Genomic DNA, 14,322 nt, shown 5'->3' on the forward strand with positions numbered 1-14,322 from the left:
ACCGGATTCCCGCGGTCGGGCATCCGGTGAACAGAGTCATATTCGGTTCATGGTATTCAGCGAGCCCGGATGAGTATGCCCACTGTCCGGGCGTGTTCTGACACCTAGCTATAAACACTCGCACAGGTGCCGGCAGCCGGCTCATAGAAACAGTGATTTTTGAACTGACCCGTAAACGGCTGGTCGTACCAGGTCGGCGGGCAAGGTGCATACGGATTAAAGTACCAGAGCGCGTATTTGGCCGGCTGGACACGCCAATAGTCCAGGTTCTGCCTGGCCAGCCGCCGTTCAGTTTCACGTGCCCGCTGGTAAAACATATTTCCTTTCTGAACCGCTTCAAATGCATAGTTATTGCCCTGCACCTGAAAAATGACATCTTCGATCGTCCGCACATCGTTAAAGTCCAGACAATCCGCGACCGCCCGGTTGACGATGACATTTCCGACGTACAACATCCCCTGCTTCCCTTCCCCTTCTGCCTCCGCCCGCATCATCCGGGCCATCAAGTCCACATCGGCATCCCGGTATTTCACTCTCGGCAATTCATACACCCCCGCCTATAAGGTATGAAAGACGGGCACGTCCGATGAATTACCGTGTTCTCAAAGGGGTAATTGGAATGATAAACTGGTACCACTATCCGTTATTATGGAATATCGAGGTGCAAAATGGTGATCATCGGAGCCATCCCTGTGATTTTATTTTTGGTTTTCCTGGCATTTTATCTGACCGAACCCGGCCGGATGATAAACGGCTTCCTATTCAACCTTCCAATTTGTTCCATTCTATTCTTCTGCGGGTATTTAGGATTCAGCTCAGACATCATGATCCTGAGGATCGTCGCCGTTATTCCGATTGGTATATTTATTCTAGGCATCTCGGTGTTTGGATTATTCGCTTTGGCCATCGGGCTATTTTTAAATGGCCGGATCATGATGAAAAAGGAGAGCCGGCGCCTGGCCAACAGTCTCACATTCATCTTGGCCATCGCTCTTCTTGTAATGATGGTCGTCCGAATCATAAATCCGAGTCGTTTCTTGCCCGAGTACTTTGCGCCGATCTTTTCAAGCGTCGACCTGATCATGATTTATCTTTTCCTGCACTTGTCCAATTTTTTATCTACTTATTTTCTGTATCAGCTCAACAGGCCAACGTACAACCAAGACTTTATCATCGTGCTCGGAAGCGGCTTGATCAATGATAAAGTTCCGCCCCTCCTTGCCAGCCGGATCGATAAGGGGATTGATTTTTACCGGAATCAGACAGCTGCCGCTTTCCCGCCGACCCTCATCTTCTCAGGCGGGCAGGGGGCGGACGAAAAACTCCCCGAAGCAGAAGCCATGCAGAAGTATGCCGTTGGCCAGGGTATCCCGATTGAACACACATTGACAGAGACCCGTTCAGTCAATACGTTGCAGAACATGCTTTACTCAAAAGAAATCATGGATTCTTTGAAAGAAGGCAAGTACAACAGTATTTTTGCCACCAACAATTTTCATCTGTTCAGGGCCGGCTTGTACGCAAGAATGGCAGGTTTAAAAAGCCAGGGAATCGGCTCGAAAACGGCCTTCTACTACTGGCTGAATGCCATGATCCGGGAATATATTGCCGTCATCGTGATGCAGCGCAAGCGCCATCTCATTGTCACCGGAATCATTTTCGTATTTTCTCTTCTCCTTTACCTGCTTTCCATTAAAGCGGTTTATTAACCGCAAAGTGCGTTCGCCGACGCCTATATTTTCACTTCTACATAAAAGCAGATGCGCACAATCTGTGCCTTGCCCTGCTTTTTATCACTTTATCGAATATCGACGTGTTTTTCGGATTTCTGTTTCCTGTCCATCATTTTTCGCCCCATCCAAAGAAGGAAAACAGTATAAGCGGTGATCCCGGTGAGTGTGAGAATCATTTCGGTCCGGTAGCTGACCGGCGGCAGGCCACTGTGGGCGTTGACATGCCATTGCTCGGACTGGAATATCTCGACTGTGGCTACTCCAACCAGGACATAAAGCACAATTGCGGCAAGACGGCCGAACCGGAAGCGATATACATACAAAAACAGCACGCCGTACACTAGTGCCGTGATGAGCACTTCTGAAATCCCCATGGGCTGCCCCCCCGTTTTTTTTACAGTCAGACCCGCCCGATGCAGAAAAGGTTGCCTGTTCATTCAAGCGACTGCCTCTCCACTGCCGGTGATTTCTGTGCTCCCCGAGTGATTAAGCAGGAATGCCGGATGGATTTAACTGATTCACATAAAGGGTTCGTCCCCCGCCTATAGCCGCCCTCCCTTGTTTTCTCAGCAGCCCTCCAATTTCGCCTGATCATCCAGCAATTTCTTTCTCAGCGCTTGGTCCACTGCATAGATGAACAGGCCCCTGATCCCCCGCTTCATCAATACATTGAGCGAATTCAGTACGATCCTTTCTTTGGCCTGAATCACATCCTCAATTCCCTCTGTACCGGTATACGCGCCGATATCCATGTACTTGCTAGTATCAATGACAATCTCATCTTTTGCCGGGTCATATTGGACGGAAGGCCCCAGGACGACTCCCACGTAATTCAGATCAAATCCCTGGATGGTATAGATCGATCCGGCTTCATTGACCGTATCGGCTTTTTCCGCCCACGTGTACCGGGTGCTGGTCGTATTCCACGGCATCCGATAGTCGCCGTTGGATTCGCGGACATAGTAGGTTTTTCCGTCTTTCTTATGAAGAAAGTCAAACGTTGAAACGACCCGGCTTAATCCATAATCGTTGTTTTTCTTTATGATTTCCCCGTGCATTTCTTCCAGCGTTTCAAAGATCCTTAGTTCATAGCCCTCATCTTTGGGCAAAGGACCTACTTTCTTTTGTTTAAAATCATTGATCCAGTTGATCACGTCGTCATTCGCCTGCATGCGAAATTGATTCGTCAACTGGTATTCTTCATGGTATGTACTCAGCCTTTTCAACTTTTCCAGCGACTCCGCATTCCATAAGCTTTTTAATTTCAACACTTGGTCCTGATCATAGATCATCACGACCACTCTCGCTAATTTCAACAGTTCCTCTAATTGATTGTGGCCGTAGAAATTATTATAGGCATCTTGCTTTGTAAGAAGCAGATGGGCCTCATCCACAAAGATAATATCCGCTCTCTCGTCTTCTTTCTGCAGCTGATTGATCAAGGGCGTAGGCTTCGCAAAATCTTTCACTTTTAGGTGCTTCACCTGCTTGGCAATTCCCTTGTATGTTTTGAACATTTCTTCGTGGTTCACAACAAGATAATTTCGCGTGCCGTTAAAAACGGACGACTGTTCCGAAGCATTTTCCTGGACTGTGTTGAAGATCGAACTCAATACAACACTTTTCCCTACACCCGCCTCTCCCTCCACGACCAGTAAACTGCCGTATTGGCCAGGCTCGGTCTGCAGTTGCGTCGCGCAGAATTCAAGGACCCGTTCTTTTAGATCCAGCTGCTCAAGGGTCAACTCCTTGAAAGGAGACAGCTTGAAAATATCCTTATTTTCGATTTCGTGGAGCTGATTATTGACCAATTGTTCGTCATATAACTTCTTCCAGAGTTCAGCGAAGATTTTCTGATCATAAAGGGACTTATTGTAGTAATTGTGTGTGAAATCACTCGCTGTTTTACTCTTGTTCTGCAATGTATACTTTTCATCGCCCAGAAAGTAATTGATCAGCTTGGTCTCCAGGTGAAACGTAGCCGACCGGTTGAACTTCTTGTGTTTGATCAAGTTGATCTGATCAATATTTCTCCTGGATTTCAAATGAGCCTTCATCCGGTTTTTAAAGTAAACCGTTTCCCCGATGTACGCTTCCTTTTTTCCATTCAATATATAAATTACGGGGTAGTTCAGGAAGCTTTCATTATTATTGATCTGATTGATGGTTTTCTGTTCGAACGGCCAAAATAAAATTTCAATCGCTGACATATGCTCACCTGCTCATAAAGTGGTTGCTATGCCCATTATAGCAATCGTTGGAGCCCATGTGACTTTATCCCACCGACCGGATTTCCTCCCAGCCCATGCCTATTGCCGCCCTCCCCTTCTTTCATTAAACTGATAGAAAGAATTCAGACGACAACAGGGGGATGGCAACATGGCGGTGCTAGAGTTTAGGCAGGTGGAGAAATCGGCGGGGAATGCGATTGTGTTTCCGCGGTTTGATCTTGCGGTAGCGGCGGGCAAGATCACGGCGGTTCAGTGCGATCATGAGACCGGACGGCAGCTCATCGGGATGGCGGCGGGCGCGGAGCCGGTCCTGCACGGCGAAGTCCGATTTTCCGGTGAGCCGGCGGCGGGCCGGGCGCGTGATCTGGCCGGACGGATCGGCGTATTTCTGCTCGATGATTCGCTGTATGAGCGGCTGACGCCGACGGAATATCTTCTGCTATTCCGCAGTCTGTACGGGCAGGGGGTGTCGCCGGACGGGCTGCTTGCGAAAGTCGGGCTCGCCGACAAGGCGCGCACGCGTATCCGAAAGCTCACCCATTCGGAAAAGAGACGGCTGCAGCTTGCACGGACCATTGTGCACGGCCCCGCGCTGCTGCTGCTCGAGGAACCGGAGCAGAACCTTGATATCGAGAGCCGGATCATCCTCCAGCGGGTGCTTGAGGAATTCACGGCTGCGGGCGGGGCTGTGCTGCTGACGACAAGCAACCTGGAAAACGCGCTGGCGATGAGCCCGACCGTCTACCGGCTGAACCGCGACGGACTGAAGCCGATCGAACTCGCGGCAGAGGAGGCGACCGGCGGAGCACAGCCGGCTGAAGCCGGAGGCAATGGGGAACCGGCCATTGAGGCAACTGTGGAAGAAGTGCCGCCGGCCCCCGCCCCGGATGCAGCGGATACCCCGGATGCAGCGGCCGAACCTTCCTCCTTCCAGATCCGGTTCGACAAGGTGCCGGCCAAAGTGAACGATAAGCTGATTTTATTTGATCCGACGGAAATTGTGTTCGTCGAGAGCACGGACGGGGTGTCGATGCTGCATGTGAACGGGGAGATGTTCCCTTGTGCGATCACACTCGGCGATCTGGAAAAGCGGCTCGTGCCGTTCGGGTTTTTCCGCTGTCACCGATCGTACCTCGTAAACCTCCAGCGTGTCCGTGAAGTGATCACCTGGACCCGGAACAGCTATAGCCTCATTCTTGAAGACCCAAATAAAAGCTCCGTTCCCCTCTCCAAAGGAAAGTATGCGGAACTGAAGGCATTTCTCGGGATCTGAGGCGTTCCGTTCGGCCAAATTCGTGCTCCATTCAGCCTCCCTATGCTCCATTCACCCCTCCATTCGCTCCTTTCGCCTTGATATTACTGCATTCCCGGAAGAAGCGCGGTAAATTAGAGTCAAGCAAACGACACGGGAGAAAAGGGGCGGAAACATGGAGAACATCATTGAAGTGCACAACCTCGTCAAATCATTCGGAAACAAATTGGCTTTAAAAGATGTGGATTTCAGCGTGCGAAAAGGAGAGACGATCGGCTTCCTCGGACCGAGCGGATCGGGCAAGACGACGACGATCAAGATCCTCACCGCGCAGCTTGCACCGACTGCCGGGGACGTCCGGGTGTTCGGCAAACCGGTTCATTCATTGAAGGATCCGGCGGAGATGAAACGCATCGGGATCCTGACCGACAACAGCGGGCTGTACGACCGGCTGACGGTCGCCGACAACCTTGGACTGTATGCAGACCTTTACGGAACGGAACGGAAGCGGATCGTGGACGCACTGGAAATGGTGAATCTGACCGGCGAGGAAAAGAAGCCCGTCCAGAAGCTGTCCAAGGGAATGAAGCAGCGGGTCACCCTTGCCCGGGCGATCCTGCACAAACCCGACCTGCTGTTCCTGGACGAACCGACGTCCGCACTGGATCCGGCGAACACCCGGGACATCCACGAAGGGCTGAAGGAACTGAACCGTGCCGGGACGACAATCTTCCTCACAACGCATGATATGGAAGAGGCCGAGTCGCTCTGTGACCGCGTGGCGTTCCTTGACGACGGGGAAATCCGGCTGTTCGACACGCCGCAAAACTTGCGGATGCTGCAGGGGCGCCCGACAATTTCGGTCTTATTGAAAGACCGGCGGACCGTGACCGTCGAGCCGGATGCAGACGGTGCCGCGGCAATTGCCCGGTTTATGGAAAGCGGCGAATTGCTGACCATCCACTCGAACGAGCCGACGCTCGGCGATCTATTCGTACAGATGACAGGGAGGAAACTGGCATGATGACATTTTCAATGAAACGTGTGAACGCAATCTTTTTGAAAGACTGGAAAGACATGCAACGCAACGGATACGTGCTGATCACCCTTGCCCTGCCCCTGGTTTTTGCAGCCTGGATCGGCCGGATGGGTGAAGGCAGCACTTCGCTCGCTGCCATGCCGATCACATTCGCCCTCGTAATTGCCGGTGCCTTCGTCCAGGCCGCCATGGTCGCCGAAGAGAAGGAGAAAAACACCTTGCGCGGACTTCTTCTGTCGCCGGCAAGCACGATGGAGATCCTCGTCGGCAAAAGCCTGCTCAGCGGCGTGTCCACGCTGGTCATCATCATCGGATCGATTTTCCTCGCCGACTTCAAGGTTCCGTCCCTGCCGCTGTTTGCCGTCAGCATCCTGCTCGGGCTGGTCACATTCCTGGCGATCGGCACGCTGCTCGGCCTTCTGTCGAGGACCGTCATGGAAACGAGCATCCTCGGCACGCCCGTCATGGTCGTCTTCGGCATGGCCGGCATATTCAAAGAGATGATTTCCAACGAAACGATCGTCGCAGTCATCGACTACCTTCCGAGCGAACAGCTAGCGGCGGTCTGGAGCGGACTGGAAAACGGCTCGGAAGTCGGCAGCCACCTGCTTGTGTTGACCGTCTGGGCCGTGGCCGCAGTCGCTGTGACTGTCGTCGTCTATAAGAAGAGACGGATGGATTGAAGCCGTGTAGGAAGCGTTCGCCCCGGCGAACGCTTCTTTGGGTTCGGCAGCCCCACTTCATTCTGAAGCCGGGCCAACAAAAAAAGAAGCCCCCGGGGGGACTTCCTGATCCATCATTCGGCCTGATGAGCTGCATCCTCGGCCGCGTCTGCACGGAACTTCTTCGCGAAGATCACCACCAGCACGATGAGCAGCACGGCCATCACCGCGGTGGTCAGATAGATCGGATCGTATGCCCGGTGGGCCGCTTCGCTGAAGGCTTCGCGGAGAGCCGCCTGGACATCGGGCGACGGAATATTCGAGATGCTTTCCTGGATGTTGCTGTAGCCGGCGCCCTGGATGCTGTCCATGGAGCCGGGCGGCATGGTGCCCGGGTCGACGCCGTGTTCTTTCAGTTTTTCGGGAATGAGGTCACCGAGCTGGCTGAAACCGCGCTGGATCATCGCGCCAAAGACGGTCGGCGAGATCGTGAGCCCGATCTGGCGGGCGACGCTCAAGGTGCCGAGCGCAGAACCTTTTTGCTCACCCGCCGCATTTGACGTGAGCACGGTGAGCGGAGCGCCGAGGACGAATCCGAACCCGATGCCGGCGATGACCGAGAAGATGATGAACATCACCTTCGTGTCGGTGAAGAAGCCCAGACCGCCGAAACCGATGATGGAGATCACGCCCGACATGATGAGCGTGCGGACCGGGCCCTGTTTGTCGACAAAGTAGCCCCCGCCGCCCGCGCCGATTCCGGATGCAAGAGCAAGCGGGGTCATCCAGTAGCCTGATTTTTCGGCCGGGATGCCAAGGATCTGCTCAGCAAACGACGGGATGAAAATGATCGCGCCGATGAATGTGCCGGACAAGAGCGCCATGATCATTGTGACCGAATAAGTCGTCTTGCGCAGCAGGCTGACCGGCAGGATCGGATCGACGTTTTTCTCCTCTCCGAGTTTTTCCGCAAAAATGAGCGCTGCAAAAATGGCGACGCCGAGCAGGAGAAGACCGAGGACACTCCAATCCAGGAAGCTTCCCTGGCCGAGATTGTTGACCGCGAACATGATGCTCAGGATTGAGAACGACAGCAGCAGGATGCCGAGGAAGTCGATCTTCGACAGGACCGGCACTTTCGATTCCTGGAGCGAGGTGATTCCAAAGATGACGAGGAGGACACCGATCGGCACATTGATGAGGAACAGCCAGTGCCAGCTGCCCGTCAGGTCGATGAGGAATGACCCGATATTCGGACCGATGACCGAAGCCATCCCGTTCATGCCGCCGATGAGGCCGAGCATGCTCCCCTGCTTTTCCTTCGCATATGTGCTGATGACGTAGGAACTCGCAATAATGAAGATCCCTCCGCCGCCGAGCGCTTGCAGAAGCCGGGCAGCAAGGAAGAATGCAAAGTTCGGGCTGAGCGCAACGCCGAGCGAGCCGAGCGTGAAGATCGTCACTTCAATGAGGAACAGTTTTTTCCGGCCGTACCGGTCGGAAAGCTTTCCTGCGATCGGAGTGGCGATGGCGAGGCCGAGCGTGTAAAGCGTGATGCCCCATGTACCGTGTGTCGCGGACACGTTGAACGACGAATTGATCGTTGTGAGGGCCGCGCTGATGATCCCGTTGTCGAGCGCCGCCATGAACACGCCGATCAGGAGCACAACGAAGCCGAGATTCATTTTTGAATGTTTTTTTGCGTCTGCCACGATTGCACCTCCCGTTGGGTTTTGTCCTGGACCCATTAGTGGATGATCCATTTTACCGGACGAAGTTGAACTCCAGGTGAACTTTATGTTTCAAAATCAAAAAAGCTTCCGGAACTGCAAAGCGATGACTGCATCCCGGAAGCTTGTTTGAATTTATTGGCCGGGGGTGTCCGCTTTGCCGGCAGATTCGTAATTCAGGTCCCATGTGAACCCGAACCGGTCCTCCACCTTCGCGTAGGTCGCCCCCCAGAATGTCTCCTGCAGCTCCATCAGACGCCGCCCGTCTTCAAGCAGGCCGTTGTACAGGCGGTGGATCTCCTCCTCCGACTCGCAATCCATCATGAACGAAACACTCCGGATCGGGAACTCCGGCTCGGGCTCGGTCGAATCCGCCAGCATGAGCTCCAGACACGAACCCTTCAGATAGCAATGGATCAGATAATCCTCCGCCCCTTCCGGCGTCTGAAAATCCGCATCTCCGTACCGTTTCTTCTCTATGATCTCAAGACCAAACAAATCCTGGTAGAACACAGCCGCCTCCGCAGCCCGGCCATGGAACATCAAATAAGGTATGCACCGCTTCATCCATATCTCCGCCTTTTAATTTGGTGCCTTCAGTATACCCTGTCGCCGGGGGTGGGATAAACATGGAAGCGGTGGTTTTTGGTGACCGGATTCCCCGGATGCCGGCAGTTTCGCACTGGATGTCCAAAGGTTCCCGTCGGCAATCGCACCAGAACTTCCGGCACTCAAGAGATCAACTCGAAAAAAGCCTCGTCCCCGGGGACAAGGCTTTTCCATTATTTCTTGCACTCGAATTCATACCCGCTCGTGAGGGGCTTGGTGATCGAAAGGTCGTAGGTGCCGCCGTTTTGCTCGCATCCGTCGATCAGGGCTTTGATTTCCTTCGTGTTGAAGTAAGTCAGCAAGACGATCGACAGCGCGGCGATCAGCAGGATGAGCCCTCCGGCAAGGATGAATTTCTGGTTCGTGTTGAGTCTCATTTAATCTGTTCTCTCCTATCACGCGTTCCGAGGGCGCCGGTCACACGGCGCGGGCCTGCAAGGGCACCGATCACGTAGATCAATCCGGCGGCCATGATTATCTTCCCTTTCATCGGTCACACCACCCGGTTTGCCGGTTCGCGCCCCTCAAGGGCATCCTTGATCGCGTCGGCATTCAATTTCATCATGGCGAGCCTCGTCCGGATGCTTGCACTGCCAATGTGAGGAAGCGCGGTAACGTTCGGCAATTCAAGAAGGGGATGCTCGAGGCCAATCGGTTCATCTTCGAAAACATCGAGTCCCGCAGCCCAGATCTGTCCATGCCGGAGTGCGTCGTACAGGGCTTGTTCGTCAACGATTCCGCCGCGGGCCGCGTTCACCAGCACGGCGGTCTTTTTCATGAGGCCGAGCTCACGCTTGCCGATCAGCCCGCGGGTTTCGTCCGTGAGCGGAGCCAGCACGATGATAAAATCGGCCATTTGCAGCAGATCATCCAGTTCCGCATGTTGAAATCCGTACATGGATTCGGCTTCGATTTTCCGTGTGCGGTTGTGATACAGCACGTCCATCTCAAAGCCGCGGGCACGGCGGGCGACGCCTTCGCCGATGCGGCCCATGCCGATGATGCCGAGCGTGGCGCCAAACACATCCTGACCGGTGAAGCCCATCGGTGTCCACGATTTCCACTCGCCCGCACGCAAAGCCCTTTCCGCCTGGCCGGTCCGCCGCGCCGCGGCCAGCATGAGGGTGAACGCGAGGTCTGCGGTCGTTTCGGTGAGGACCCCCGGTGTATTTGTCACCATCACACCCTGTTCTTTCGCAGTGGCCACGTCGATATTATTGTAGCCGACCGCCATTTGCGCGACGATTTCCAGATTCTTTGCACGGCCGAGCAGTTCCCGGTCGACTTCTTCGGAAATCACCGTCCAGAGTGCATGGGCCTCTTCTGCTTTTTCGAGCAGCACCGTACGGGGCACCGGCTCGTCTTCGCTGTCCCACATTTCCACATTGAACTTCTCCCGCAGCGGGGCAACTGCCTCGTCGGGAAGCTTTCGTGTGATGAACACCGTTTTCTTCATCTTGTCCCCCATCCCCCTTCCGGAATCCCGTCAGTTCGTGAAAAGCCGCCGGACTTTGATGCCCGGCGGCTCATTCATTTTCTTATTCTGCAGCGACCGGCTCGAGCAGTACTTCTTCTTCTGCTTCTTCGGAATCCGTATCATGTTCCGGCTCATATCCTGCTGCATCGACCAGATCCATCTGATCGAGCAGCCGGAGGAGACGGCGGCGGTTGATGCGGTGGCCTTCTTTGCGCATTTCAAGGAGGATCCAGTCCGGATCATCGACGCTTTCCGTTTCCATAAGGCGCCGGATGACGAGGATGTCTTCCTTGTCGCGTTCGGACAGTTTGTTGTCCGGACGGTTCACGTAGTTGTAGTAGCCGCTCTCGGACACGTCGAGCGTCATGCAGAGGCGGCGGACCTTGTGCTCTTCCTTCATCTCGGTGATGGCGTCAAAGCGCTCGGTTTTCTTGATCCTGACCTTGCCGAGGAATTTCTGGAGGATTTCATTTTCCTCCCGGAGACGGCGCACTTCCCGTTCCAGTTCCCTCATGCGGCGGTTCGGATCGACGGACGGAGATTTCGGCTGGCGGCCGCGTTTTTTCGGAATGAGTCCTTCCTCGCCCTCGGACTCAAACGCATCGATCCAGTTTTTGAGCGTATTCGGATGGACGCCGAGCTCTCTCGCCACAGCACCTTTTTTCCGTTTTTTCTCCGTCACTTCTTTGACTGCCCGGAGCCTTTGCTCAAATGTTTTTTGTGGTTTCGTTTCTTTCTCTTCGTACGCGGTTTCCGCCATGCTCTTCTCTCCTTTGAACAATAGATTCATTGACGCAATTATAACAAATATTTCTTCACATTTGTCTATGAATGAAGGTCGATTTTTCATTTTTTATGTAGGAGTTTAGGAGCAAACCCAAATTTTAATTAATTCGCTTCTCTTGTCGGACCAGATGGCTGTCTGCCCTTTTTTTCATCCACTTTCCAAAAAGGGTTTACATCTCAGGAAGACATGCTAAAATATTACATAAAACCAGGAATATTTTATCAGTTCCTGATGCCTCCCCCATCCATTCCAATCTAAGAAACGAGGAAATCACATGCTATTCATCTCAGTCGTCGGATTCCTGGCCATTGCAGGAGCCCTGATTTATCTCGCGGTATTCGGAATCATGAAACTGAACAACCCGGCTCGAAAATTATCCAAGAAGAAGTTCTATCCACTATTGATCGGCGGTTTCCTGGCATTCGTCTTCGGCCTGTCCTGGCAGTCCGGTGCGAAAGCCGATTTGGAAGAAGCGATGGAATCCAATTCCGTCCTCGAAGCCGAAAACGTGAAACTGAAGGGCGAGGTCAACGCCTTGAGCGAAGAAGGGGAAGCCGCTTCAAAAGAGATCGAAACCCTCACGGCCCGCGTGGATGAGCTGGAAACAGAATCTGCCGAGGTCGAGAAAAAAGAGGCGGAACTCAAGGAAACCGAGCAGACTTACAAAACCGGGAAAAAAGAGATGGAACAGAAGATTGCCGACCTGGAAAAAGAGAAAACCAGCCTTGAAAGCAAGGTCACACAGCTTGAAGGCCAGGTGGCGAGTGCATCTTCCAAGCAGACTGCAAAGACCGCCGCTTCTTCGGGCTCCGGCCAGGCTGCTTCAAGTTCCGGCAAAGCCTCCTCCGCAGGCTCCAAGCAAACCGCTTCTTCAGGCTCTGGCCAATCCGCATCATCCGCTTCTTCCAAGCAAACCGTCGCCTCAGGCGGAGGCGGAGAAAACTTCGCCAACTGTACGGAGCTGACTGCCGTTTACCCGAACGGTGTTCCGTCCAGCCATGCCGCCTATCAGCCCAAGATGGACAGGGACAAAGACGGCTGGGCGTGTGAACGGTAAGATCCCGACAAAAAGAACGCCATCCCCAAGCATTCGGGAACGGCGTTCTTTTTTATTTACAAGTCGTCAAATCCATTGAGGTCGCTCGTCTTCGTGTATTGTCTGGACGTCCCTTCAAAGAAATCCGTTTTCGTGTTGTCGAACGAGTCGACATAGGCCCGGATCCACTTCATTGGGTTGTCGGTATGCTCTTCGTAAAGTTCGCTCAGGCCGAGCATCCGAAGCATTTTATTCGCCCTGTATTTAATGTAGCCTTCCATTTCGTCCGGGTCGATCCCGTCGATGCCTTCGAGCACGTAACGGCTCCACTCGGTTTCCTGCTCGACCGAATGGCGGTAGGCATCGTAGATCCATTCGGTGAATTCCGCCGTGTTGAGCTCCGGGTTTTCGCCCATTGCCGCACGGAATACATCGCTCATCGCCCTGCCATGCTCCAGTTCATCCCGGTTGATGTAGCTGATCATTGTAGATGTCCCGACCATCTTCCCGTTGCGGGCCAGATTGTAGAAAAACGCAAATCCGGAGTAGAAGAAGAGTCCTTCGAGCAAGGTCGTGTACACCATCGCCTTCAGCGCGTGCACGACCGTCGGATTTTCCGCAAAGTCGTTGTAGACCTGGGCAATCCGTTCGTTCCGCTTCAGGAGAACCGCATCCCGGCGCCCCATTTCAAACGACTTCACCTGGTTGTCGAACGTCGTTACCGAGCTCAGCACGTACGCATAGCTGTGATTGTGCTCGCTTTCCTGGTCGGCAATCGTCGCGAACAGGGACTTGACCGATGGATCCGTCACATATGCCGACAGCTTCGCCGCCACGTCCGTCTGCGGACCGTCCAATGTCGCAAGCAGCCCGATAATCTTCAGGAACGCCTCCTGCTCGCCGGGTTCCAGGCGCGGGAACTGCTTGACATCCTGAGTCATGTCGACTTCATTCGCCGTCCAGAACAGCGACCGGATCCGTTGCCGAAGCTTATAAAAATGAGGATATTTCAGGTCATTCCAATTCAGGATTCCGCTCGCTTCTCCGCCGAAGATCGCCGTCGCCCGGTTCGGGTTCAACGGGTCAAGGACCTTCACGCGTGTCAGAAGCGTATTCGTGGTTGTATTCATGATGACAAGGCTCCTTTATGTTTTTGATGCAGGCACGCCGGTTGATTGCGGCTGCCCCGTGCAGAAATGCCGTCCGGTTTGTGGCCGATCCGCCTGATCTTGCGGGACCCTTCTTCTGACGGGCGCCTTTCTCATCGCGCCCGCAACTTCCGCTGCCCACTCCTGGACGAGCGTTTCCTGACCGCCGCGCGGGCTCTGTTCGATCTTGAGCGGGGGCAGCGTAGATTCGTAGAAGCGGGCGAGCTTCACCGCAGCCCGGCAAAACAGCCCGTCACCGCCGAACTGGGTATCGCCGGTCCCGAACACGAACACCCGGGGCGGCTTGTAGCCGACATCCAGGATGAAATCCTTCACTTCCTCCGGGACGCTGCCTTCCGCCCAGGTGAATGAGCCGACGACGAGCGCATCAAATCCCGACAGGTCCGGCACCGGCACCGTACCGATCCGGTGCAGTTCCGCAGGGCATCCCGCAGATCCCAGCTTGTGCGCCAGGAGCTCCGCCGCTTCTTTCGTATTGCCGCTATAGGTCGCATAGGCGATGAGCACTTTATTCATGTACGGATCACCTCCCGAGTTTGCTTGACCTACAAGTTCGCTTACATAACAGACAGCCTGGTCTGATTAACCCACAGACCG

The 14,322-nt window shown here is 54.0% G+C and carries 15 protein-coding genes; 5 read left to right on the forward strand and 10 right to left on the reverse strand.

The window, feature by feature from the left end; all coding sequences use genetic code 11:
* Positions 1–104: 104 nt before the first annotated feature.
* The gene (locus tag B0B07_RS05225; RefSeq protein WP_076757274.1) at positions 105–542 is read right to left on the reverse strand and encodes a cell wall hydrolase; all 438 of its coding nucleotides are present in this window, start codon (positions 540–542) and stop codon (positions 105–107) included.
* A 129-nt stretch (positions 543–671) separates the two neighbouring features.
* Here B0B07_RS05225 and B0B07_RS05230 point away from each other — a divergent pair, with 129 nt between their 5' ends.
* Positions 672–1,709 (forward strand): YdcF family protein, encoded by a 1,038-nt coding sequence (locus B0B07_RS05230; RefSeq protein ID WP_144264312.1) that lies wholly within the window; start codon positions 672–674, stop codon positions 1,707–1,709.
* A gap of 89 nt (positions 1,710–1,798) precedes the next feature.
* Here B0B07_RS05230 and B0B07_RS05235 read toward each other — a convergent pair whose 3' ends face one another.
* Both B0B07_RS05235 and B0B07_RS05240 read right to left on the reverse strand, forming a co-directional pair.
* Positions 1,799–2,107 (reverse strand): hypothetical protein, encoded by a 309-nt coding sequence (locus B0B07_RS05235; protein WP_144264295.1) that lies wholly within the window; start codon positions 2,105–2,107, stop codon positions 1,799–1,801.
* A gap of 192 nt (positions 2,108–2,299) precedes the next feature.
* On the reverse strand, positions 2,300–3,943 hold the full coding sequence (locus tag B0B07_RS05240; protein ID WP_076757277.1) for a DUF2075 domain-containing protein: 1,644 nt from the start codon (positions 3,941–3,943) through the stop codon (positions 2,300–2,302).
* 169 nt (positions 3,944–4,112) lie between these two features.
* On the opposite strand from B0B07_RS05240, the gene B0B07_RS05245 reads away from it, so the two are divergent.
* The 3 genes from B0B07_RS05245 (at position 4,113) to B0B07_RS05255 (ending at position 6,938) form a co-directional block, all read left to right on the forward strand.
* On the forward strand, positions 4,113–5,237 hold the full coding sequence (locus B0B07_RS05245; RefSeq protein ID WP_076757278.1) for a LytTR family transcriptional regulator DNA-binding domain-containing protein: 1,125 nt from the start codon (positions 4,113–4,115) through the stop codon (positions 5,235–5,237).
* A 154-nt stretch (positions 5,238–5,391) separates the two neighbouring features.
* Positions 5,392–6,240, forward strand: a complete 849-nt coding sequence (locus tag B0B07_RS05250; RefSeq protein ID WP_076757279.1) for an ABC transporter ATP-binding protein — start codon at positions 5,392–5,394, stop codon at positions 6,238–6,240.
* Positions 6,237–6,938 (forward strand): ABC transporter permease, encoded by a 702-nt coding sequence (locus B0B07_RS05255; protein ID WP_327078166.1) that lies wholly within the window; start codon positions 6,237–6,239, stop codon positions 6,936–6,938. The genes B0B07_RS05250 and B0B07_RS05255 overlap by 4 nt, the downstream gene beginning before the upstream one ends.
* Positions 6,939–7,051: 113 nt before the next feature.
* Here B0B07_RS05255 and B0B07_RS05260 read toward each other — a convergent pair whose 3' ends face one another.
* The 5 genes from B0B07_RS05260 to B0B07_RS05280 form a co-directional block, all read right to left on the reverse strand.
* The gene (locus B0B07_RS05260; protein ID WP_076757525.1) at positions 7,052–8,602 is read right to left on the reverse strand and encodes an MFS transporter; all 1,551 of its coding nucleotides are present in this window, start codon (positions 8,600–8,602) and stop codon (positions 7,052–7,054) included.
* Between the two features lie 180 nt (positions 8,603–8,782).
* Positions 8,783–9,214 (reverse strand): VOC family protein, encoded by a 432-nt coding sequence (locus B0B07_RS05265; protein ID WP_076757280.1) that lies wholly within the window; start codon positions 9,212–9,214, stop codon positions 8,783–8,785.
* Between the two features lie 215 nt (positions 9,215–9,429).
* Positions 9,430–9,633 carry a hypothetical protein gene (locus B0B07_RS05270; protein ID WP_076757281.1) on the reverse strand — a complete coding sequence of 68 codons (204 nt, stop codon included), beginning with the start codon at positions 9,631–9,633 and terminating at the stop codon, positions 9,430–9,432.
* Positions 9,634–9,749: 116 nt separating this feature from the next.
* Positions 9,750–10,712 (reverse strand): 2-hydroxyacid dehydrogenase, encoded by a 963-nt coding sequence (locus tag B0B07_RS05275; protein ID WP_076757526.1) that lies wholly within the window; start codon positions 10,710–10,712, stop codon positions 9,750–9,752.
* An 82-nt stretch (positions 10,713–10,794) separates the two neighbouring features.
* Positions 10,795–11,493: a transposase gene (locus B0B07_RS05280; protein ID WP_076757282.1), complete on the reverse strand. Its 699-nt coding sequence runs from the start codon at positions 11,491–11,493 to the stop codon at positions 10,795–10,797.
* Positions 11,494–11,794: 301 nt separating this feature from the next.
* Between B0B07_RS05280 and B0B07_RS15545 the strand changes: the two genes are divergently transcribed.
* Positions 11,795–12,577: an excalibur calcium-binding domain-containing protein gene (locus B0B07_RS15545; RefSeq protein ID WP_076757283.1), complete on the forward strand. Its 783-nt coding sequence runs from the start codon at positions 11,795–11,797 to the stop codon at positions 12,575–12,577.
* 56 nt (positions 12,578–12,633) lie between these two features.
* Here B0B07_RS15545 and B0B07_RS05290 read toward each other — a convergent pair whose 3' ends face one another.
* Positions 12,634–13,686: a ribonucleotide-diphosphate reductase subunit beta gene (locus tag B0B07_RS05290; protein ID WP_076757284.1), complete on the reverse strand. Its 1,053-nt coding sequence runs from the start codon at positions 13,684–13,686 to the stop codon at positions 12,634–12,636.
* 15 nt (positions 13,687–13,701) lie between these two features.
* Positions 13,702–14,241 (reverse strand): flavodoxin, encoded by a 540-nt coding sequence (locus B0B07_RS05295; RefSeq protein ID WP_084186555.1) that lies wholly within the window; start codon positions 14,239–14,241, stop codon positions 13,702–13,704.
* Between the last annotated feature and the right edge of the window lie 81 nt (positions 14,242–14,322).

Source organism: Edaphobacillus lindanitolerans, from assembly GCF_900156305.1.
Lineage (GTDB): Bacteria > Bacillota > Bacilli > Bacillales_A > Planococcaceae > Bhargavaea > Bhargavaea lindanitolerans.

Excerpts from the sequence above, each read along its gene's own strand:
- B0B07_RS05235 (WP_144264295.1), bottom strand. The coding sequence starts at position 2,107 with ATGGGGATTTCAGAAGTGCTCATCACGGCACTAGTGTACGGCGTGCTG.
- B0B07_RS05240 (WP_076757277.1), bottom strand. The coding sequence starts at position 3,943 with ATGTCAGCGATTGAAATTTTATTTTGGCCGTTCGAACAGAAAACCATC.
- B0B07_RS05245 (WP_076757278.1), top strand. The coding sequence starts at position 4,113 with ATGGCGGTGCTAGAGTTTAGGCAGGTGGAGAAATCGGCGGGGAATGCG.
- B0B07_RS05250 (WP_076757279.1), top strand. The coding sequence starts at position 5,392 with ATGGAGAACATCATTGAAGTGCACAACCTCGTCAAATCATTCGGAAAC.
- B0B07_RS05255 (WP_327078166.1), top strand. The coding sequence starts at position 6,237 with ATGATGACATTTTCAATGAAACGTGTGAACGCAATCTTTTTGAAAGAC.
- B0B07_RS05260 (WP_076757525.1), bottom strand. The coding sequence starts at position 8,602 with ATGAATCTCGGCTTCGTTGTGCTCCTGATCGGCGTGTTCATGGCGGCG.
- B0B07_RS05265 (WP_076757280.1), bottom strand. The coding sequence starts at position 9,214 with ATGAAGCGGTGCATACCTTATTTGATGTTCCATGGCCGGGCTGCGGAG.
- B0B07_RS05270 (WP_076757281.1), bottom strand. The coding sequence starts at position 9,633 with ATGAGACTCAACACGAACCAGAAATTCATCCTTGCCGGAGGGCTCATC.
- B0B07_RS05275 (WP_076757526.1), bottom strand. The coding sequence starts at position 10,712 with ATGAAGAAAACGGTGTTCATCACACGAAAGCTTCCCGACGAGGCAGTT.
- B0B07_RS05280 (WP_076757282.1), bottom strand. The coding sequence starts at position 11,493 with ATGGCGGAAACCGCGTACGAAGAGAAAGAAACGAAACCACAAAAAACA.
- B0B07_RS15545 (WP_076757283.1), top strand. The coding sequence starts at position 11,795 with ATGCTATTCATCTCAGTCGTCGGATTCCTGGCCATTGCAGGAGCCCTG.
- B0B07_RS05290 (WP_076757284.1), bottom strand. The coding sequence starts at position 13,686 with ATGAATACAACCACGAATACGCTTCTGACACGCGTGAAGGTCCTTGAC.
- B0B07_RS05295 (WP_084186555.1), bottom strand. The coding sequence starts at position 14,241 with ATGAATAAAGTGCTCATCGCCTATGCGACCTATAGCGGCAATACGAAA.